This is a genomic window from Acinetobacter sp. yr461, from assembly GCF_900110445.1.
GTDB lineage: Bacteria > Pseudomonadota > Gammaproteobacteria > Pseudomonadales > Moraxellaceae > Acinetobacter > Acinetobacter calcoaceticus.
This window is the reverse complement of record NZ_FODU01000001.1, coordinates 788,513-808,409: the sequence shown is the minus strand read 5'-3', so window position 1 is coordinate 808,409 and position 19,897 is coordinate 788,513. Positions and strand designations below refer to the sequence as shown.

22 protein-coding genes and 1 pseudogene are annotated in these 19,897 nt (G+C 37.7%); 17 read left to right on the top strand and 6 right to left on the bottom strand.

What is annotated here, in order from left to right; all coding sequences use genetic code 11:
- Nucleotides 1-193: 193 nt before the first annotated feature.
- The gene (locus BMW38_RS03935; protein WP_092705904.1) at nucleotides 194-730 is read left to right on the top strand and encodes a DUF4468 domain-containing protein; all 537 of its coding nucleotides are present in this window, start codon (nucleotides 194-196) and stop codon (nucleotides 728-730) included.
- A gap of 348 nt (nucleotides 731-1,078) precedes the next feature.
- On the top strand, nucleotides 1,079-1,288 hold the full coding sequence (locus BMW38_RS03930) for a cold-shock protein (protein WP_005040451.1): 210 nt from the start codon (nucleotides 1,079-1,081) through the stop codon (nucleotides 1,286-1,288).
- A 44-nt stretch (nucleotides 1,289-1,332) separates the two neighbouring features.
- Here BMW38_RS03930 and BMW38_RS03925 read toward each other — a convergent pair whose 3' ends face one another.
- Nucleotides 1,333-1,815, bottom strand: coding sequence for a winged helix-turn-helix transcriptional regulator (locus tag BMW38_RS03925; RefSeq protein WP_092705903.1), 483 nt, complete (start codon nucleotides 1,813-1,815; stop codon nucleotides 1,333-1,335).
- A gap of 62 nt (nucleotides 1,816-1,877) precedes the next feature.
- Here BMW38_RS03925 and BMW38_RS03920 point away from each other — a divergent pair, with 62 nt between their 5' ends.
- Complete coding sequence (locus BMW38_RS03920; RefSeq protein ID WP_004642882.1) at nucleotides 1,878-2,105, top strand: tautomerase family protein; 228 nt, start codon at nucleotides 1,878-1,880, stop codon at nucleotides 2,103-2,105.
- A 110-nt stretch (nucleotides 2,106-2,215) separates the two neighbouring features.
- Here BMW38_RS03920 and BMW38_RS03915 read toward each other — a convergent pair whose 3' ends face one another.
- The gene (locus BMW38_RS03915; protein ID WP_092705902.1) at nucleotides 2,216-3,103 is read right to left on the bottom strand and encodes an AraC family transcriptional regulator; all 888 of its coding nucleotides are present in this window, start codon (nucleotides 3,101-3,103) and stop codon (nucleotides 2,216-2,218) included.
- A gap of 207 nt (nucleotides 3,104-3,310) precedes the next feature.
- Here BMW38_RS03915 and BMW38_RS03910 point away from each other — a divergent pair, with 207 nt between their 5' ends.
- The 3 genes from BMW38_RS03910 to BMW38_RS03900 all read left to right on the top strand — a co-directional run bounded on the left by BMW38_RS03910 (nucleotide 3,311) and on the right by BMW38_RS03900 (nucleotide 5,660).
- Nucleotides 3,311-3,805, top strand: a complete 495-nt coding sequence (locus BMW38_RS03910) for a (R)-mandelonitrile lyase (protein ID WP_092705901.1) — start codon at nucleotides 3,311-3,313, stop codon at nucleotides 3,803-3,805.
- A 107-nt stretch (nucleotides 3,806-3,912) separates the two neighbouring features.
- Nucleotides 3,913-4,545, top strand: coding sequence for a carboxymuconolactone decarboxylase family protein (locus BMW38_RS03905; protein ID WP_092706138.1), 633 nt, complete (start codon nucleotides 3,913-3,915; stop codon nucleotides 4,543-4,545).
- Between the two features lie 62 nt (nucleotides 4,546-4,607).
- Nucleotides 4,608-5,660 (top strand): NAD(P)-dependent alcohol dehydrogenase, encoded by a 1,053-nt coding sequence (locus BMW38_RS03900; RefSeq protein ID WP_092705900.1) that lies wholly within the window; start codon nucleotides 4,608-4,610, stop codon nucleotides 5,658-5,660.
- A 185-nt stretch (nucleotides 5,661-5,845) separates the two neighbouring features.
- On the opposite strand, the gene BMW38_RS03895 is transcribed toward BMW38_RS03900, so the two are convergent.
- Nucleotides 5,846-6,739: a LysR family transcriptional regulator gene (locus tag BMW38_RS03895; RefSeq protein WP_092705899.1), complete on the bottom strand. Its 894-nt coding sequence runs from the start codon at nucleotides 6,737-6,739 to the stop codon at nucleotides 5,846-5,848.
- A 157-nt stretch (nucleotides 6,740-6,896) separates the two neighbouring features.
- On the opposite strand from BMW38_RS03895, the gene BMW38_RS03890 reads away from it, so the two are divergent.
- From BMW38_RS03890 to BMW38_RS03860, 6 genes are all read left to right on the top strand, one after another.
- A complete protein-coding gene (locus BMW38_RS03890; RefSeq protein WP_092705898.1) occupies nucleotides 6,897-7,748 on the top strand; it encodes an aldo/keto reductase in 852 nt (283 codons plus the stop codon).
- Between the two features lie 19 nt (nucleotides 7,749-7,767).
- Nucleotides 7,768-8,817: an alpha/beta hydrolase gene (locus tag BMW38_RS03885; protein ID WP_092705897.1), complete on the top strand. Its 1,050-nt coding sequence runs from the start codon at nucleotides 7,768-7,770 to the stop codon at nucleotides 8,815-8,817.
- 39 nt (nucleotides 8,818-8,856) lie between these two features.
- Nucleotides 8,857-9,993 carry a cupin domain-containing carboxymuconolactone decarboxylase family protein gene (locus BMW38_RS03880; protein ID WP_244524333.1) on the top strand — a complete coding sequence of 379 codons (1,137 nt, stop codon included), beginning with the start codon at nucleotides 8,857-8,859 and terminating at the stop codon, nucleotides 9,991-9,993.
- A 16-nt stretch (nucleotides 9,994-10,009) separates the two neighbouring features.
- Nucleotides 10,010-11,110: an alpha/beta hydrolase gene (locus BMW38_RS03875; protein ID WP_092705895.1), complete on the top strand. Its 1,101-nt coding sequence runs from the start codon at nucleotides 10,010-10,012 to the stop codon at nucleotides 11,108-11,110.
- A gap of 38 nt (nucleotides 11,111-11,148) precedes the next feature.
- Nucleotides 11,149-12,354, top strand: a complete 1,206-nt coding sequence (locus BMW38_RS03870; RefSeq protein WP_170834028.1) for a multidrug effflux MFS transporter — start codon at nucleotides 11,149-11,151, stop codon at nucleotides 12,352-12,354.
- Between the two features lie 636 nt (nucleotides 12,355-12,990).
- On the top strand, nucleotides 12,991-13,545 hold the full coding sequence (locus tag BMW38_RS03860) for a TetR/AcrR family transcriptional regulator (RefSeq protein ID WP_213031095.1): 555 nt from the start codon (nucleotides 12,991-12,993) through the stop codon (nucleotides 13,543-13,545).
- Between the two features lie 140 nt (nucleotides 13,546-13,685).
- On the opposite strand, the gene BMW38_RS03855 is transcribed toward BMW38_RS03860, so the two are convergent.
- The gene (locus tag BMW38_RS03855) at nucleotides 13,686-14,096 is read right to left on the bottom strand and encodes a YybH family protein (protein WP_092705892.1); all 411 of its coding nucleotides are present in this window, start codon (nucleotides 14,094-14,096) and stop codon (nucleotides 13,686-13,688) included.
- Nucleotides 14,097-14,178: 82 nt separating this feature from the next.
- Nucleotides 14,179-14,772: an NAD(P)H-dependent oxidoreductase gene (locus BMW38_RS03850; protein WP_092706136.1), complete on the bottom strand. Its 594-nt coding sequence runs from the start codon at nucleotides 14,770-14,772 to the stop codon at nucleotides 14,179-14,181.
- A gap of 192 nt (nucleotides 14,773-14,964) precedes the next feature.
- Between BMW38_RS03850 and BMW38_RS03845 the strand changes: the two genes are divergently transcribed.
- Together BMW38_RS03845 and BMW38_RS19560 are read left to right on the top strand one after the other, a co-directional pair.
- Nucleotides 14,965-15,861 carry an AraC family transcriptional regulator gene (locus BMW38_RS03845; protein ID WP_092705891.1) on the top strand — a complete coding sequence of 299 codons (897 nt, stop codon included), beginning with the start codon at nucleotides 14,965-14,967 and terminating at the stop codon, nucleotides 15,859-15,861.
- Between the two features lie 65 nt (nucleotides 15,862-15,926).
- Nucleotides 15,927-16,040, top strand: a pseudogene (locus BMW38_RS19560) (TetR family transcriptional regulator); the annotation flags it as partial.
- A gap of 158 nt (nucleotides 16,041-16,198) precedes the next feature.
- Here the strand turns inward: BMW38_RS19560 and BMW38_RS03835 are convergent.
- Nucleotides 16,199-16,621 carry a MarR family winged helix-turn-helix transcriptional regulator gene (locus tag BMW38_RS03835; RefSeq protein WP_213031094.1) on the bottom strand — a complete coding sequence of 141 codons (423 nt, stop codon included), beginning with the start codon at nucleotides 16,619-16,621 and terminating at the stop codon, nucleotides 16,199-16,201.
- Between the two features lie 105 nt (nucleotides 16,622-16,726).
- Here BMW38_RS03835 and BMW38_RS03830 point away from each other — a divergent pair, with 105 nt between their 5' ends.
- From BMW38_RS03830 to BMW38_RS03820, 3 genes are all read left to right on the top strand, one after another.
- Nucleotides 16,727-17,203: a GNAT family N-acetyltransferase gene (locus BMW38_RS03830; RefSeq protein WP_092705889.1), complete on the top strand. Its 477-nt coding sequence runs from the start codon at nucleotides 16,727-16,729 to the stop codon at nucleotides 17,201-17,203.
- A 96-nt stretch (nucleotides 17,204-17,299) separates the two neighbouring features.
- A complete protein-coding gene (locus BMW38_RS19745) occupies nucleotides 17,300-17,716 on the top strand; it encodes a DUF2946 family protein (protein WP_092705888.1) in 417 nt (138 codons plus the stop codon).
- A 52-nt stretch (nucleotides 17,717-17,768) separates the two neighbouring features.
- On the top strand, nucleotides 17,769-19,865 hold the full coding sequence (locus tag BMW38_RS03820) for a TonB-dependent receptor (RefSeq protein ID WP_092705887.1): 2,097 nt from the start codon (nucleotides 17,769-17,771) through the stop codon (nucleotides 19,863-19,865).
- The last annotated feature ends 32 nt before the right edge of the window (nucleotides 19,866-19,897 follow it).

Genomic DNA, 19,897 nt, shown 5'->3' with positions numbered 1-19,897 from the left:
CAAAGATAGATTCCTAGGAAACTTAAGCTAAAGCATCCTTTAGCAATGATTTCAATTGATCTAGATCTGGCAGTACCTGATACACCTGACAATCAGGTACTGCATTTTTAACTTTATATAAACCAAATTATTCGATGTGCTGGTGTAAATTTGGAGGTTCTAACTTCTAGTCTCTTTAAAAAGTGAGCGTTACGTGAGAAGAGTAATTTTAGCTGCTACATTAAGTTTTGCTGTACTAGGTATGCAAGGTTGTCTTTCTTTACCTAATAAAGTTGATGAAAAACCTGCTGAAAAGAAAAACGAGTATTTTTCAGAAACTGTTAAGTTCAAAGGGTTAAGCCAAACGCAAATTTATGATGCTTCTAAAAACTGGCGAAACAATGTGGTGGATTATGTTTCAAGTCGAAAGATTATTCAGGCAGATGAAGTAAATAAAGTACTGACCATTAAAGGACATGCAGGGCTAAAATTTGATAATTGTATGGACTGTCTAAGCAGAAATATGATTAAGGTAGCGGATGATTCCTTTAATTATATTCTGAAAATAGAAGTTAAAGATCATCAAGCTAAGCTTACTTTTAGCAATATAGAACCTCGTGACAACCGTAATAATCATTTTTATAAAGATAAAAATGCAGCCATAAAAAATCAATTAAAGAACATTGTGGAAGGCTATAAATTTCATATCTCACATCCGAATGCTCAACCTGTAGGCGCGAGTCCAATGTAGTTTTCTTATATATTGGCTTTTAAAAAAGTATAGTTGTAGGGGCCCAATATAGGCTCGTGAGAGATAAATGTCTAAGGAAAATAGGCATTTATCTTTGTTAAGTAGGTGATGTATATCTCTTTAATATAAAAAAAATAAATATTGCATATAAATATCTTGAATAAATATTGGTTTCCTGTATGCTTAACTTAACTAGAAAAAAGACTTGTAGTAAATCTTCTTTAAGTATCGCAGTTTTAGTCATAATCCTTCGTTTTTTCAGATCTTAAGCTCAATTCGTTATTATTTTTTCAAAGTTATATTTGTCATTTTAAAATGACTCAAATTATTAAAATCAAAGGATATATTATGTCTAATACAAGTAATGGTACAGTAAAGTGGTTTAACGAAACTAAAGGTTTCGGTTTTATTCAACAAGAATCTGGTCCAGATGTGTTTGCCCATTTTAAAGAAATTGCTTCTTCTGGCTTCAAAACTTTATATGAAGGTCAGCAAGTAACTTTTAATATCGCTCAAGGCCAAAAAGGTCCAAGTGCTGTGAATATTATTCCACAGTAATAAGCGATAAATAAAAAAGCCCTGAATCATCAGGGCTTTTTTATTTATTCTGAATCAACTTCTACCTGACGATGAATTAATCTTAATTCTAAATTTTCTAAGCTAACGACCTGATCATTTGAATCGACCAGCTTTAATTTAAGTAAATCATTTGTATTTTTGTGGAAAACCTTAACTACATCTTTATCAGCTTCAATAAAGTTGCTGCCAGACTCAAGCATTGCAAGTAATACAATATTTAAGCTTCTACCTTTTGGTGTGAGTAAATACTCTTTACGCTCTCTAACACCGATTTCCTTATAAATAGACAATTCAAATATTTCTAATTGAATAAGATGTTTTAGTCGATTAGATAAAATTTGCTTTGATATGCCTGTATTTTCTAAAAATTCATTAAATTTGGTTACCCCATAAAAAGCTTCTCTTAATAAGAGGATGGTCCACGTGTCATTCAATATTTCAGCAATTTGAAAAATTCCACACGCATCTGCCGAGAATCTAATATTTGGAATAATTTGATTTGACATTCAGTGGGGCTCCAATTAGCATGAGTCTACAATTTAGACCTAGGGTTGATTCAGGTAGCATTATGCCATTTATAAATATACAAACAATAGAAGGCTTACTAGATAAAGAAAGTAAGGCTGAGCTTTTTAAGCGAATAGCAGATTTATTTGTAGAGATCGAAGGAAAGGGAAATGCTGCTTTTCGAGAGCATGTCTGGATACGAATTGATGAATATCCTCCTGAACAGTGGCAATTAGGTCACTTGCGACCAACAAAAGAGATGATTGAAATAATATCTAAAGCTAATTAACTATTATTCTTCCAGTGGTGTTAGGTGTAGAAATACCGACATAACAAACCTGAATTATTTTAGGGTAATTCAGGTTATTAAAAATTAATCTGCTAAATGCTTGTCTATTTTTATACGCTCTTTATATCCACCGACGGCGGAACCCCAAAAAAGCGTTTATATTCTCTAGAAAATTGCGACAAACTTTCATAGCCTACTTGCATGCTTGTAGATGAAATATCGCATTCTTCAGTGATTAATAAGCGCCGTGCTTCGGTCAGTCTCATTCTTTTTTGATATTGTAAGGGGCTCATTGAAGTAATATCACGAAAATGCTGGTGAAAACTTGAAGCGCTCATACCCATGGTGCTCGCAAGCTCTTCAATGCTAAATGATTTTGCAAAATTAGTTTTCAGCCATTCAATGGCTTTCACAATTCGATGACCTGTAGTTCCTGCCGCTACAATACGTTTAAGCCGATCACCTTGTGGACTCATCAATAAACGATAAAAAATTTCCTTAATAATCAGGGGAGACAAGATTGGGATGTCTTGTGGTGTGTCTAGTAGTTTTAATAACCGTATAAAAGCATCATTCAGTTCCGAACTCACCACTCCAACAGCCATTCCTTTTTTTTCATTATTTGTATCTTTAAAAGGAATATGCGCTTCAAGCATGATTTGGGCAAGTACATAGGGGTCTAGTCGTAAGACTATTGATAGATAAGGTTGTTCAACCGAAGCCTCAAGAACTTGAGCAATTACTGGCAGGTCAATTGCCGTAAAAAGGAAATGATTAGAATCATAGGTATAGGCTTCTTCACTGAGAATAACCTGTTTTTTCCCTTGAGCAATCATACATAGACTGGCATCCATCATACAGCTCGTTGGTTGGATCAGTGTTTCCGCACGAAATAAAGTCAGTCCCATAATAGGTGTTTCGAATGTACCTTTTTCTTTAGTCCATTGATCGACAAGTTGAGCTAATTCTTGATTATGGTTTAGAGACCTATTCGCCATTCAGATTCTACCTATTACCCTCTGTGTTTTTATTGTAGGCATTTCAAATCAGAAAAATAGAGAGAAGTGCAACAATTCGGAGGATTAGGCAAATCTGTGAGAGGAATAGAACAACAGCTTATGATTTTCATTTTTATACTGTTTGAATAACGCTTCATTCTGCGTACCCTCAAAAAATTGAGGTTTGATATCAATCTAGGAAAAAAGATGAATATTAAGACAGTCACTTTTGTGACTAGTTTATTTATCTCAATGGGAGTACCCGCAATGGATAAACAACCAGTCACCGCATCTCAAACCATCAAAAAAGCTAGTCAGCAACAAGTAATTGAAGGACCTAATAATATTTTTACAGGAACTGTAGCAATTAAACCTTTAACTGATGTGACTGAAGGGATAAATGCTTCAAGTGCCTATGTAAGTTTTAATGCAAATGCTCGTTCATTTTGGCACACACATCCTAAAGGGCAATATCTCATTGTGACAGAGGGCGAAGGAGTTGTGCAGGAATGGGGTAAACCTGCTGAAAAGATTTCTGTAGGAGATGTGATCTACTGCCCACCTGGGGTGAAACATTGGCATGGTGCAAGTGGACATTCTTCGATGACACACCTTGCTTTAACTGCAACTGATGAACAGGGCAAAAACGTAGATTGGTTAGAGCCCGTGTCAGATGAACAATATAAAGAGGCGGGTCATTGAAATTAAAGTCCATATTTTTAGCTATCAGCGTGTTAATGCTTGAGCAGCAAATTTATGCGGCTACAGAAGTTCAGCCTTCTTTGTCGCAAAACAAGGAAATGAAGCCAATGCAAAATTCTTTATCGCAACACCAACAGGCAATCATACCGATTGCAGCCTATGCTGCAAATGGTGACCTAGTCAAACTTAGTCAATCATTAAAAGATGGTTTAGATCAGGGACTAACCATTGCAGAAATTAAGGAAGTTTTAGTTCAAACCTATGCCTACGCTGGTTTTCCCCGAAGTTTGAATGCTCTCGCGACATTTATGCAGGTGCTAGAACAGCGTAAAGAAAACGGTATTCATGACGTAGAAGGCAAAACGAATAATGCTTTACCGAAAGATTATCAGGCACTTCTACAAGGTACTCAAAATCAGACTCAGTTGGTTGGTCAACCCGTAAAAGGTGCACTTTTTGAATTTGCTCCAGCTATAGATGAGTATTTAAAGGCTCATCTATTTGGCGATATTTTTTCAAGGGATGTGCTGAATTGGCAAGATCGTGAGATTGCTACTCTAAGCATGCTTTCGGCTTTAGAAGGTGTAGATAGCCAACTTCAATCCCATATTAATATTGCAAAGAAACAAGGTGTTACTTCTCATCATTTTGAAGATATACAGAAAATACTTAGCAAAAAAGTAAGTTTGCAAGTGGGTCAAAGGTTCCAAAAGGTATTGACGAGTTTCCAAAATCAATAGCTCTAAATGATTTTGCAGAGATGAAATCATCTTTATTTATAGATTAAACATGAGAGAAAAATATGACAATTGAAGTTCTAGGATATGCCGCGCTGTCATCAGAAACTCCTTTAGTTCCATTTAAGTTTGAACGTAGAACTCCACGTGAAGATGATGTCGTTATTCAAATTGAATATTGTGGTGTTTGTCACTCAGATTTACATCAGGCCAAAAACGATTGGGGATTCAGTTCTTATCCGTTAGTTCCGGGTCATGAAATTGTAGGGCGCGTAACCTCAATTGGCCCCAAAGTCACAAAATATAAAGTCGGTGAGTTGGTGGGCATTGGCTGTATGGTCGATTCATGCCGTACTTGTTCAGCTTGCCATTCAGGACTAGAACAGTATTGTGAACAAGGCAACATCCAAACTTATGGCGCTGTAGATCGTCATGACCAACGACCGACTTACGGCGGATATTCTCAAACAATTACTTGTAGTGAAGATTTTGTATTAAAAATACCTGAAAACCTAGATGCTCAAGCTGTACCGCCGTTACTTTGTGCGGGGATTACCACATGGTCACCACTTCGCCATTGGAATATTGGAAAGGGCAGTAAAGTTGCAGTCGTTGGTTTAGGTGGCTTGGGACATATGGCCATTAAACTTGCAAATGCTCTAGGTGCGGAAGTGACTTTATTTACCCGCTCAGCTAACAAAGAACAAGATGCAAAACAGCTCGGTGCGCATCATGTTGTGCTCTCAACAGATGAAGCTCAAATGAAATCAGTGTTAAATCAGTTTGATTTAATTATTGATACTGTGCCTTATGACCATGATCTTAAGCCTTATATTCCAACGTTAGCTTTAAATGGAACAATTGTGTTGGTTGGATATTTGGGTGAAATTAGCGCAAATTCAATGCCAATGATTTTGGGTAGAAAATCAATTGCTGGCTCAGTGATTGGCGGGATTAAGGAAACACAAGAGTTACTTGATTTCTGTGGTGAACATAACATCGTTTCTGAGGTCGAGATGATTGATATGCAAAATATCAATGACGCTTTTGAGCGTATGTTAAAGAGTGATGTGAAATATCGTTTTGTGATTGATATGAAAACTTTATCTGATCATTAAGCTAGTTTGATCTTGACTGTGCATTCTGCCTTAGGGTGCACAGCTCAAAAAAGTCTCTAAACGGGACAGTATTATTAAGTTGATATTTAAGAATTTCCTTAATTATGTAATTTAATGAAAAACAATAATTAATTAAATATTTTCTAGCCAAACTATACATTTGTGCCTGATATTTACAGTTAAAATTACAGTCGTAATGCTTCTACTAATAACCGAAATAAGGGTGAAGACTCACGACGGCTCGGGTAATACATGTAGTAACCTGAATAACTCATGTCCCAATCTTTTAATACCGTCACAAGATTACCTTTTTGTATTTCGGCCTCAACCATAATTTTCGGTAGCCAGACAATCCCTAACCCATCTAAACCTGCTTTTAACTGCAATCTGGCATGACTAACAACCATTGAAAACTCGGGAGATAGCGTTTGAATTTCTGAGTTTTGCTGAGAGTTTTTAAACTCCCATGATTGAATACGTTCATGACTGGGTAAGCGCAATCCAATACATCGATGTTGGTGTAGATCATCAGGAATTTGAGGAGCGCCGTATGTGTGCAAATAGGCGGGCGAAGCCAGAGTCATCATTTCTAATTCATGACTAACTTTAACCGAGATCATATCTTTATGGACATTTTCTCCCAATCGAATCCCAATATCGTAGCGATCCTTAACAATATCCGTAAAGGCATAGTCCATGGTCAGTTCAAGTTGTATGTTGGGATGGTCATGTGAAAATTTCGATAATTTATCCCATAATAAAAAGTTGAGACTTATCTCGGTTCCATTAATTCGTAACTTGCCGCGGGGTGAATCCCGAAATTCATTCAAGTTATAGAGCTTTTGTTCAATGCCTGTGATGAGAGGTTCAATATCATTAAGAAGTTGCTCACCTTCTTGTGTGAGGGAAACACTTCGAGTTGTTCGATTCAATAGTTTAATGCCAAGCCTTTGTTCAAGCATTTTAAGCGTATAGCTTAAGGCAGATTGGGATACACCTAATTGTCCCGCTGCTTTGGTAAAGCTCCTTGTTTGAGCAACAATAATAAAAGATTTTAAATCATCTAAATTTTCAGACATGCGGCACCTCGAAAATACTATTTTTTTTGTTAATAGAATTTTATTAATCAAAAATTCATATAAATGTAATCGAAATTGCCTAGCTAATACATTCCTTATTGTCGAGTTATAGTTATTTTTTAACCAATACCTTGTATGTACGTGGTGAGAGATAACGATGAAAACAGTTCGATTAAATAATGATGTTGAAATGCCTCTTGTTGGTTTTGGCGTGTTTCAAATGACAGATCCTGTGGAATGTGAACAAGCTGTATTACATGCGATAGAAGCAGGCTATCGACTGATTGATACGGCAGCCTCTTATCAAAACGAAACGCAAGTGGGTAATGCACTTCGCCAAAGTCAAATCGCTCGTGATGAATTATTTGTCACCACAAAGTTATGGTTACAAGATGCCAGTTATGAAGGCGCAAAAGCACAATTTGAACGTTCATTGAACCGTTTGCAGCTGGATTATCTTGACCTTTATCTCATCCATCAACCAATTGGTGATGTGCATGGCGCATGGCGAGCAATGGAAGAGTTATATGCTGAAGGTAAAATCCGTGCAATTGGTGTCAGTAATTTTCATCCTGATCGTTTAGCCGATCTTATCGCATTTAATAAGGTAAAACCTGCGGTCAATCAAGTTGAAGTCAATCCATTTAACCAACAATTGCATGCTGTGCCATGGATGAAATCTCGTGATATTCAACCAGAAGCATGGGCACCTTTTGCTGAAGGCCGTAATAATTTATTCAATCAACCTGTACTGGTAACGATTGGGCAGAAATACGGTAAGTCTGTAGGACAGGTGGTTTTACGTTGGTTATTTCAACGAAATATTGTGTCTTTAGCCAAATCTGTGCGCAAAGAACGCTTGCAAGAAAATATCGATATTTTTGATTTCGAATTATCAACTGAAGATATGACCCAAATTGCAGCAATGGATACAGCAACCAGCGCATTTTTCTCACATCGTGATCCAGCCATGATTGAGTGGTTAGCCCATCGAAAAATAGATGTATAAGTTTAGATGAGGAATGATGATGAAAATTTTAAATACCATTTTAATGTCAGCAGTAATTACGACTTCTGGTGCTGCTTTTGCAGCAGATAAAAAAGATAACCCCTTTGGCCTCGTGTATGGCGGTGCAATTACTAAAAACGCTAAAGGGCAAGTCAATATTCATCCTGTGACTTATAAGCTTAATGGTTTGGATATTGTTGCCAATGTTTATACCCCAGCTAATTATGATGCCAATAAGAAATATCCCGCAGTTGTAGTGGCACACCCAAATGGTGGGGTCAAAGAACAAGTTGCTGGATTATATGCACAACGTCTAGCTGAACAAGGTTATATCACTATTACGGCCGATGCTGCTTATCAAGGTGGTAGTGGTGGTCAACCGCGTAGTGTAGATAAACCCGCAAATCGTATTGAAGATGTGCATGGCATGGCAGACTTTATTACCCAATATGCAGGTGTAGATAGTCGCCGTTTAGGTTTACTTGGAATCTGCGGTGGGGGTGGCTACTCCTTGGCAGCAGCGGAAACGGACAAACGTTTTAAAGCAGTGGCTACCTTAAGTATGTTCAACTCAGGACGAGTTCGCCGTAATGGTTTTGCAGATTCTCAGTTAGACACGATTCAACAGCGTTTAAAACAAGCCTCTGATGCTCGTGCTCAGGAAGCGGCAGGAGGTACGGTTCTCTATGCAGGTGATGCCGATATGACTGATGAGCAGATTGCCAAATTACCATTTGAGATGTATCGCCAAGGTTATGAATATTATTGGAGAACACATGCTCATCCAAATTCGACTTTTAAATATACCATGAGCAGTTTGCTTGATCTGATGCGTTGGGATGCAACCGATCAAATCGAGTTGATCAATCAGCCCTTATTAATGATCGCAGGAAGTAAGGCCGATAGCCTTTATATGACTGAAGATGCTTTTGCAAAAGCCACAGGCACAAAAGATAAAACCTTATTCAAAATTCCAAATGCGACGCATATCGAAACATATTGGAAGCCTGAATATGTCAAACAGGCAATGGGTCAGTTGACCGCTTTCTATAGCAAAAATTTGAAATAGAAAACTTTGTGATTTGCATATTATAGGATGATAGGAAATATGATGAAAAATCAGGTGAATGCCTTACTTGTAATGAGTTCTCTTTCGGGAATGGTCTGGGCTGAAGACAAGATAGAACAGCAGATTACTCGAGCAGAGCAGCTTGCTATTCAATCTGCTCCAGACAATAACTTTTCAGGTAAAGCTGAATTTTCACGTTTCCCTGTAATGCCTTCCAAAGGTAATGTTGCTCCTGCGATTGTTAGTTTTGAAACAGGAGCTATCACTCACTGGCATACACATCCTCATGGTCAATATTTAATTGTGACTGAGGGCGAAGGGCGTACACAGGAATGGGGTAAGCCTATTCAAACCATTCATAAGGGAGATGTGATCTGGTGTCCACCCAATGTTAAACATTGGCATGGAGCAAGTGAACATAGCCCAATGTCGCACATCGCCATGAGTCCTGTGGCTACCGATGGCAAAAGTGTTACATGGTTAGAAAAAGTAAATTTAACTGATGCTAAACCAACATCAGAATCTTCCAAAAACAGCAAATCAGTAGTGTTAAATCAAAAACAATTAAGTTTGATTCCAATTGCTGCATTTACTGCAAGAGGAGATATTGAAAAACTCAAGCCAGCACTAGTTAGTGGGTTGAATAGTGGTTTAACGGTCAATGAAATTAAAGAAGTATTTGCGCATCAATATGCTTATGCAGGTTTTCCACGCGCGTTAAACGGGATGCTAACTTTTAAAAGCCTACTTGAAGAGCGTGAGAAAAAGGGTATCAAAGATACACAGGGCGCAATGCCAAGCACTTTACCAAGTAATACCGATTATTATCAGCTTGGTATAGAACGACTCGCTTATCTGAATAACACCTCTATCGAAGACAATTCAAAACCGCTGTTCGATAATTTTTCACCTACGATGGATCACGCTTTGAAAGCCCATTTGTTTGGTTATCTGTTTAGCCGAGATAACTTGCCTCCTTTAGAACGTGAATTAGTTGTTGTGAGCACGCTATCTGCGTTAGGAGATGTTAATGCGCAATTACGTTCGCATTTAAGAATTACTCAAAATCTTGGTGTAGATGCTACTCAAATGCAGAAAATTATGACGACTTTACAGCAAGCCGTGGGCAATGATTTGGCAAACAATGCTCAAAGTGTTGTACAGCAATTAAAATAATTGAGATGAGAAAGAAATGATGAATACCAACTCGATGTTCGGCAAAGTGCTGCTCTCAATCTGTATTGCGGCTTCAATTTCAGCCTGCTCAATCAACCCTCTGCAATCAAATATTTTAAAGATTGCCCAGCAAGGTAATTTTGCAGCGGGTGGGAAAGTGATCCAAACTGCGGGTCAATTTGATGATAAACAATTGTTTACCCCTCAAGGTCAAACTTTGCATGGTGACCATGCTTCAGTATTTTATCAAATTCCCGAAAATGCCCGTCCTCATCCACTGGTTTTTTTACATGGTGCAGGCCAGTCGGCCAAAACATGGGGAACTACCCCCGATGGTCGAGAGGGATTTCAAACAATTTTTCTACGTCAGAATTTCCCGATTTATGTAGTAGATCAGCCACGCCGTGGACAAGCAGGCCAATCGACTGTAGCGGCGGAACTACCTGCAACGACTAACGACCAAGCTTGGTTTAATATGTTTCGTATAGGGCAATATCCTAATTTTTTTAATGGTGTACAGTTTTCAAAAAATCCAGAAGCTTTAAATCAATATTTCCGTCAAATGACTCCAAATACTGGAGCTTATGATGAACAAGTAATTAGCGATGCAATGGTTGAGGTTTTGAAGAAATCGGGAGATGCCGTACTCATTACCCATTCACAAGGTGGTGGACCAGGTTGGTGGACAGCAATCAAATCTAGTCAGGTTAAAGGCATCGTGGCGTATGAACCAGGCAGTGGTTTTGTTTTTCCTGAAAATGAACTGCCTGAGCCGATGTCGAGTGCTACAGGAACATTGGCTCCGACCCCTGTAAAAATGGCACAGTTCGAGAAGCTGACCAAAATGCCAATCATTATTTATTATGGCGACAACATTCCCACTGAAAAAAATGGCTATGCAGGCCAGCAAAATGCAGGGCAAGACAATTGGCGTGTGCGTTTAAAAATGGCACAGCTTTGGGTTGATAAGATTAATCAACATGGTGGACATGCTCAATTAGTCCATTTGCCAGAAATTGGTATTTATGGAAATACTCATTTTCCTTTTTCTGATCTAAACAACGGACAAATTGCACAACTGCTTTCAGAATGGCTTAAGCAAAATAAACTGGACTAATTCATTTTTATCTAAGCAAAATTTATAGAGTTTCTCAAATGCCAACATCATCTGCCCCCATCTCACATTCTAAAAACACCATACAGACCTCAAGTTGGTTCTTTATGATGATTTTAGGTGCATTAATGGCATTTACGTCACTTTCTACAGATATTTACTTACCAGCCATGCCACAAATGGCACATGAATTAAATGGGAATGTTGAGCTGACGGTTACAGGGTTTCTGGGTGGCTTCGCATTGGCGCAGTTAATATGGGGCCCAATGAGCGACCGTATCGGAAGGAAGATTCCTTTATTCATTGGCATGATTCTTTTTATAATTGGTTCAATTGGTTGTGCATTATCACAATCAATTGAACAGATCGTATTTTGGCGAGTTTTTCAGGCTTTTGGGGCATGCACAGGTCCTATGCTTGGTCGCGCTATAATTCGAGATTTGTATGCTCGGACTCAAGCTGCTCAAATGCTTTCAACTCTAATGATTATTATGGCAATCGCTCCGATTGCTGGACCATTATTAGGTGGGCAAATCATTAAGTTTAGTACGTGGCATAGCATTTTCTGGTTGTTAGCAATGATTGGTGCAGTAATGTTTATATCGTTATTCTTTTTGCCCGAAACTCATGCTCCCGAAAAAAGAACCACGACTTCAGTGCTGAATACGTTTAAGAATTACCGTCAGTTACTCGGTAATAGGCAGTTTATGCGTTATACATTGTGTGTGACATTTTTCTATGTTGCTGCTTTTACTTTTATTGTTGGCTCACCCTTTGTTTATATTTCTTTTTATGGCGTAGATGCACAACATTATGGCTGGTTATTTGCACTCAATATCGTTGGGGTGATGGGACTTAGTTTTGTGAATCGTAATTTGGTCAAACGATTTAGCCTCGATCAACTACTCAAATTTACCACTGCGATTGCCATGTTGGCACTCTTAATTCTTTGCGTTTTGTTCTATGCCCAAATTGGGCAAATCTATAGCATTATTGCTATGGTTTTTGTCTTTTTTTCTATGAATGGCATGATTGCAGCCAACTCAACAGCAGCAGCACTAGATGGTGTACCTGAAATGGCTGGTTCAGCATCAGCACTGATTGGTTCATTGCAATATGGAAGTGGAATCATTTCTTCATTATTACTTGCATGGCTATCTACGGGCACACCTACGACCATGATTGTCATTATGACAATTTTTACAGTACTGAGTGCAGTAATGGCGTTTATTCCTCATAAACACTAATTAAATTACTGTTGTAAAAGTAAATTGTTAAGCCATTATTTAAGGTTTTTCTTAATTGTGTAATTTAATGAAAAACAATAATTAATTAAATATTTTCTAGCCAATATCACATTGACACCTTAAATATTGAAGATTACCATTTGCATACTGGCCTACATTGCCAGTCGGTTGTCGCAGACCGCATGTAATACCGCATCAGAATTATTCCTTTCTGAGGGATAGTTTTGTGTGTAAGCTCCTAGTCTCCTCCCGTAGCGGTAGGACGGGAGAGGGACACCCACGGGTGTGCTTGTGTATTACCAAGTCTGCGAACCCTCTTTCGTTCTGCCACCATAATTTCTAATGTTTTGGCAGAACTCCCAATAAAAAGGAGTTGGCTTTGTACATTCATCATTTCTTGGCAGCCATTGCCAAAAGCTATAACGATACAACTTAAATCATATTATCAGCTTGATTACCTTTAGGGTTTTCAGGCTTTAAGTCATTACGGCTCAAAAACTTGCATCAACAATAAAACTTGAGATGTGCCAAGCACAGTCTTTGTGGCTTTGCTATGCCTTTTATTTGCTAAAAAAGAGCGAAGAAATTTATATCTCATTTATATACAACAAGAATTTATTTTATAACGGTAAAACTATGCCACATTCAGATCTCCCATTTCGTGCTTTAAGCGTGCTTCATACATCCCGTTATCTTTTTAACAATTATGGCTTTCATAATGTCGGAGTAGACCGAATTATTGAAACTGCAAAGATGCCGAAAGCCACGTTTTATAACTATTTTCATTCAAAAGAAAGGCTCATTGAAATGAGTCTGACTTTTCAAAAAGATGGACTTAAACATGAGGTCATTTCGATTATCTATGTTCAAAAAGAATTAACCGTAATTGAAAAACTTCGCAAAATTTACTTTTTACATGCAAATTTGGACGGGCTTTATCATTTGCCATTTAAGGCCATTTTTGAAATTGCGAAAACACATCCAAAGGCGTATCAGGTCGTGATTGAATATCGAAACTGGTTGATCAAAGAAATTTATAATTTACTTTTAACAGCTAATGTAGATGCTTCAAAGCCAGATGCCCACATGTTTTTGTTTGTGATTGATGGGGCAATGGTTCAGCTTTTAGATGTAAATAGCGTGGATGACAGGGAAAGGTTGCTAGATTATTTTTTGGCACAGACTATGTAATTCTTTGATTATATTGCTATAGTTTTTTTATCCAAAATTTAGTTTTGGTCATTAAGATAGTTGTTTAAAATGCACAAGCCTTTATAAAAAAGGTTTGTGCAACAAAGTGCGGATCAAATAATTTTCTGTTCAAATGCAACTCAGGCGACAGGACTAATCTTAGATGTGCAATATCGTGCAATTTGCCACTTTCCATCTGCTGATTTACTTAGCAGGAATAACTCATGATATTTCGCTTGGGTTATAATGCCAGTTGATTTGTTTGTCTCTGTACCCTCAGTGGCGCTTCGAACAAAGGCCCAGTCAGCACTGGTTTGCACGACTTCTTTAATTTCATAGGCCATATCAAAGCCGACTTCATTAAAAACGTTAGGATAGACTATTGCAAGCTCATCCTTGCCCACAGCCGCTGGCATTCCAGGTCCCATTAGGACACCTTCATTTGTGTATGTTGCTATCACAGCTTCGACATCTGCACGATTGAAGGCGGTCAAATAAGCTATCGCTGTCGCTTCAATTGCGACCAGTTCTTCATTAGATACTTCGCTCATTAGGAATCCTCTAAATATTTTTAATTGGTTAAATATTCCACACTATGAGAGTGTAGCGATATATTTTTGGCTTCATTGGAAATTAATCAAAAATTTGGATGAGTTTCTGTTTTAGAGTCTCGATATCTTTGCTAACTTGTGGATCTTTAAATACATCAAAGAATGAAAATGTTGGTAATACTTCAACACCACAAAATTTGTAGTTTGATGTATTGTGAATAAAGACATCATCAACCGATCTACCATCAAATAACTTTTGCTCAGAGTTATCAAAGGCCTCTTGTGGTGCATTCCAAGTTAGCGATAGCATATATTTTTTGCCAAAGAGCTTTCCACCTGTACCATATTGCTTAGATGGATCATTTCGAGTACGTCCGTCGTCGGCTAAGAAGGTTCCTTGTTTTAAACCTTCAGTAAAAACTTCATCAACATATTTTTTATAGATCCAAGGTGAACCAAACCAATACACAGGAGATTGAGTAATAATCAAATCAGCCCATAAGTGTTTATTCACTTCTTCGTTGATATCATAGCCTTTTTCAACATGAGTAAGCTGAATTTCACACCCTAGATTGGTCATCGTTTCTTTCATGATTTCAACTACTGAATTATTTAAGGTACCAGTAGAAATACCTTCATAGAATTGATGTGTATTAATAATCAATACTTTCTTCATCAGACTTTGCCTAATTTTATTCGCATAAATTAAGGCATTAGTTTGCATGGAAGAACGTCAATCTTGATTGCCAAATCTGCTTTAATTCTTGCCTAATATGATGAGGAGCGACAAAAAAATAAATAATCAATTTTTAATCTGTTAATCTTAAATAGGATATTGAAATCCTGATTTTATGATCATAGAGTAAAAATGAACAAGTCCAGTGTACATAGTTATCTCATATCTTTAGTTAAAGATATTGCTCAAAACGACGGCGATTACAATACAGAACTTCCGATATTGGCGATAGCTCGGCGTAGTACAGTCACTGATCCAATGCCTTGTATCTTTGGCCTAGGTTTAGGTGTAACAGTACAAGGTGGAAAGAGCGTAACACTTGGAGAAGAGGTTTTTGAATATGGCTCTGGACAAGCACTTATTAATTCGATTGATTTACCAGTTGTATCTTATGTAACGGAGGCCACAATAGCAGAGCCGTATTTAGGGTTGCGTTTGGATCTGGATGCAAATTTAATTGTGCAAATTGCTACGGAAATGGATGCTTCAAGAGCTTGCAAAGGTGGCTGTTCAAGAGCGATGTCGATTGTAAAGTTAGATGATGAATTACTTGATGCTTTAACACGGTTAATTAAACTTTTAAATGAACCAAAAAAAATTCCATTTATTGCGCCATTAATTCAACGAGAAATTATTATCAGGTTACTAGACGGAGAGCATGGACCTATGCTCCAGCACCTCGCAACTGTAGGCTCACCTAGTCAACAAATTTCCAAAGTCATTGCTTGGATTAAATTAAACTATACAAATAATATTTCAGTTGATGAATTAGCAGCAAAAGCACACATGAGTTCATCTACTTTTAGGCAACATTTCCGGACCATTACAGGGTTAAGCCCTTTGCAATATCTAAAAAATTTACGTCTGCAAGATGCACGGCATTGGATGCTATATGAGGATATGGATGCGGGTAGTGCTGCTATACGTGTTGGTTATGAAAGTGTTACTCAGTTTAATAGAGAGTATGCTCGAATGTTTGGGGAACCACCGCTCAGGGATATAAAACGTATGCGTAATCTAAATAATTGAATTAATAAATATGGTTTTTCATTGTGTTGGTATTGATCAAATTGTTGAATCTGCAAAAGTACCAAGATGGACACATAGTCTTATTTGCGATTGATGGGGCGATGGTTCAGCTTTTAGATGTAAATAGCGTGGATGACAGGGAACGGTTGCTGGATTATTTTTTGGCGGAGTTTGTGTAAATTAAAGTTTGACGCAACAGTTGGAAACAATGCAAGAAAGCTGAATATTTCTTAGGTTTTCTATCTTCGTGTTACTGAATCCAAATTTTCTATAAACCGACTTAAGCCCTTTAATGGGCTTAACATGCTAACTTCTCTGGTGCATTAGAACTTTTTAACTAAATTTTATTTAATATATCCATTAAAACTGATATTTGATCTTTGCCGATTTTATTCTCAATTTCTTGTTGAACTTTCTTCCAGTGAGGATAAGAGTCTTTCAATAATTGATGGCCTTCTTGCGTTAGCTTTAAGGTAACTTCTCTTTGATCGCTTTCTCCGGGTAATAACTCAACCAATTTCATTTTAGCTAGAACCTTTACATTTCTTCCCATTGTAGATCGTTCTAACTCCATCATTTTGGCCAAAGTCGAAAGGCTAATCGGTTCCATTCTTTTAATCATTGATAAAAGCGAAAATTGGGTAATATTAATTCCAAACTCGGCTAGAGCAGTATTGTATTGATGGCTTAAGCGTCGTGAAGCACTACGTAGAATGGCGCTGTAACAAGGTAAAATCATAATTTCAGTTGCTTTTATCAAGTTAAATCTATTTTGCCACAAAGCGTAATTCTTGTAAGGAGTATATAATTTTACTAATATGCGGGTATATACCCGTATTTTTTTAGTTCTTATGGTGTTTGAAAAATGAAAATTGTTGAATATACAAATAAGTATCAGGATGAGGCGATTAATCTAATTTTGAAAATTCAAAATGATGAGTTTAAAGTAAATATACAATTAGATGAACAACCTGATCTGCTTGATATCACAAGATATTATATTCAATCTGGAGGAAATTTCTGGTTAGCTTTAAATGACCAAGATGAAGTTGTTGGCACCTTGGGACTCCAAGCATATGATTCCAAATCAGCAATTTTGAAAAAATTCTTTGTCAACTCAGAGCTAAGAGGGGAAAAAGTTGGAAAGGCTTTGTATGATGAACTTATAGCATTTGCTCAAAACAAGAAATTTGAAACGATTGTTCTTGATACTCCTTCAAAGGCAACTCGATCGCATAAATTTTATCGACAAGCTGGTTTTATTGAAATTGCAAAAAGTGATCTTCCATTTAACTATATTTATCCAGATCGAGACTCTTTAATTTTTCTGCTCAAGCTTTAAATTTTAATAAGCAGAAAAGACTGCATTTAAGAAAACGCTAATGATTTGAATGAAATTATGTTATTTTCCGGCTTACATTGATGAGAATAAGTTTTCATGTACCGGTTTGGGATCATAATAGGCTTGCTAGCAATATTGCTACAGAACTTTGTGTTCTGGCAAAGCCTATTGCCCAATGAAATGCATCAGCAGTTGGTATGTGCTCAAATTGTAGAAGTAATGCACCATTCTAAAATGAGCTCGGAACCACATTCATCTCATCATCTATCAACGCATGTAAATAAAAAAATTTCAAACAAGAGCGCTCAACACGATTCAAGCACAAGCTGTCATTTTTGTTATTTGTATAGTCACATTGCAACAATTGATGGCTTCAAATTATCTCTGTTTGAAATTGGAGTGACTATTCGCTTAATCATATTGGCAACCATCACTTATATATTATTTTATTTACGGCGTTTATTTCTCTCGCCCCAAGGTCGCGCTCCACCTCAACAACTTTGTTTTGCTTAATTGGTTAATGGGTACAGATCAGTCCCTCATTCATTACTAAACAGAGTTTGTCATGTCTAAATTTTTACTCAATCCACTTGCGTGGAGCATCTTGTTTGCTCAATTTTCGATGTCGGCAATGGCACAAAGCCAACCTCATAGTCAGACGACTGAATTAGAGAAAATTACGATTAAGGCTGAAGATGTTGCCGAGACTTCTTTTTCTTCAACAGCGTTAACTCAATTTGACCATAGCTTATTGAGCGTTCCATTTACCAAGTCCCATGTGTCGGAACAAGATATTAAGAACAATAATATTCAGCGGGTGAGTGATGCATTATCACGAGTGAATGGCGTGGTTTATCAGGATAGTTATGGTGGCAGTTTTTGGGATAACTACTCATTTCGTGGCTTTAGCACCGACCCCAATATGGGAACCAGCTATTTACGTAATGGTCTGAGTTCTTTAAGTGGCATCCATACTCCAAGAGACATGGTCAATATCCAAGCAATTGATTTCTTAAAAGGTCCAATGGCTGCCATGTATGGACAAGGTGCTATTGGTGGCATTATGAACATTACGACTAAACAACCAGAGTGGACGCAAAAAAATGAGGTGAGTTTAAGCGGTAGTACCTTAGAAGAATATCGGGCTTCTCTAGACAGTACAGGCGCATTAAATGATGCACTGGCTTATCGCTTGGGATTGGCTTATGAAAATAACCAGAGTTTTAGAGATCATGTCGATAGTCAGCATTACTTTGTTGCTCCACAGTTCTCATGGAAAATATCGGATCAAACACAGCTCAATCTGGATACTGAATTTTCAGAACATCAAGGTGTATTTGACCGTGGTATTCCGATGGTTAATGGGCAGTTTGTTGTCAACAAGAAGACCTTTTTAGGCGAACCATCAGATGGTGACATTAAGGTTAAAGATCAGATGTATCAGTTACGTTTGAATCATCAATTCAATGAGAACTGGAATAACACCACCGCTCTTAGCTATAACCATGGGGAGCGGGCAGGAACCTCAACTGAAATTTCAAGCATTGCCGCAGATGGACAAACCGCAAATCGTTTTAGACGTTACCGTCAATTTGAAACAGATACATTTCAGCTTCAGTCAATTCTGCGCGGGAAGTTTAATACGGGGGCGGTAAAGCACGAACTCGTTGCAAATGTCGAGGCTGGCCACTACACCATAGATCAAACTCAACTGCGTAATGCGGTGGGTACATCAAGCCCGATTAATATTTACAATCCAGTGTATGGGCAAAATATTTTAGCGCTGGCTAGAACCACGAAAAACTCTAAAGAAACTCAAAATATGCTGGGATTGAATTTACAAGATCAGATCTTTTTAAATCCCGAATGGAATGTACTGATTGGGGGGCGTTTTAATCGTCTGGAACAACAAATTGATGACGATAAAACAGGACTTTCAGATCAACAGGACTTTACGCCGTTTAGTCCACGTGTGGGTGTGAACTATCAACCTACGACAAAACTTTCCTTGTATAGCAACTGGGGTAAATCTTTCGAGTTAAATACGGGGCTTAATAAAGACAATCAACTTTATGACCCAGAGAAAACCCAAAGTTGGGAAATTGGAGCCAAATACGAATATCTACCGCAAAGCTGGTTTGGACTGACCTATTTTGATTTAGATAAACAGCATCTATTGACTGAAGGTATTACCGATAGTTATGTAGATAGTGGCCGTGTACAGAGTCATGGTGTCGAAGTCGAGTTAAAACATCAATTCAGCGATCAGCTTCGTGTGGGAGCCAACTATACTTTTACAAAGGCATCGGTTATTGAAAGCGAAGTTGATACAAAAGGTGCTCGTCTTAAAAACATTCCCAAACACACTGCAAATTTAAATGCGGACTACCAGTTTGAACTATTGGGCAGAGAAGCGGGCTTGGTAGGAACAATCAACTATTTTGGCAAACGCAGTGCGAACTACATAGATAATGGAACCAGTTTGCCAGAATTTACGGTGGTGAATGTTGGGGGCTATATGCAAGTTCGTCCTGATCTGCGGGCGCAATTGAATATTGATAACTTATTCGATAAAGATTATTACGTTTCGAGTTATACAGATGAATGGATACAACCTGGAGAGCCATTAAAGGCAACTTTATCTTTGACTTGGAACTTTTGATTAAAAAAGGAGTTAGGCAAAGTTTGAGTCTA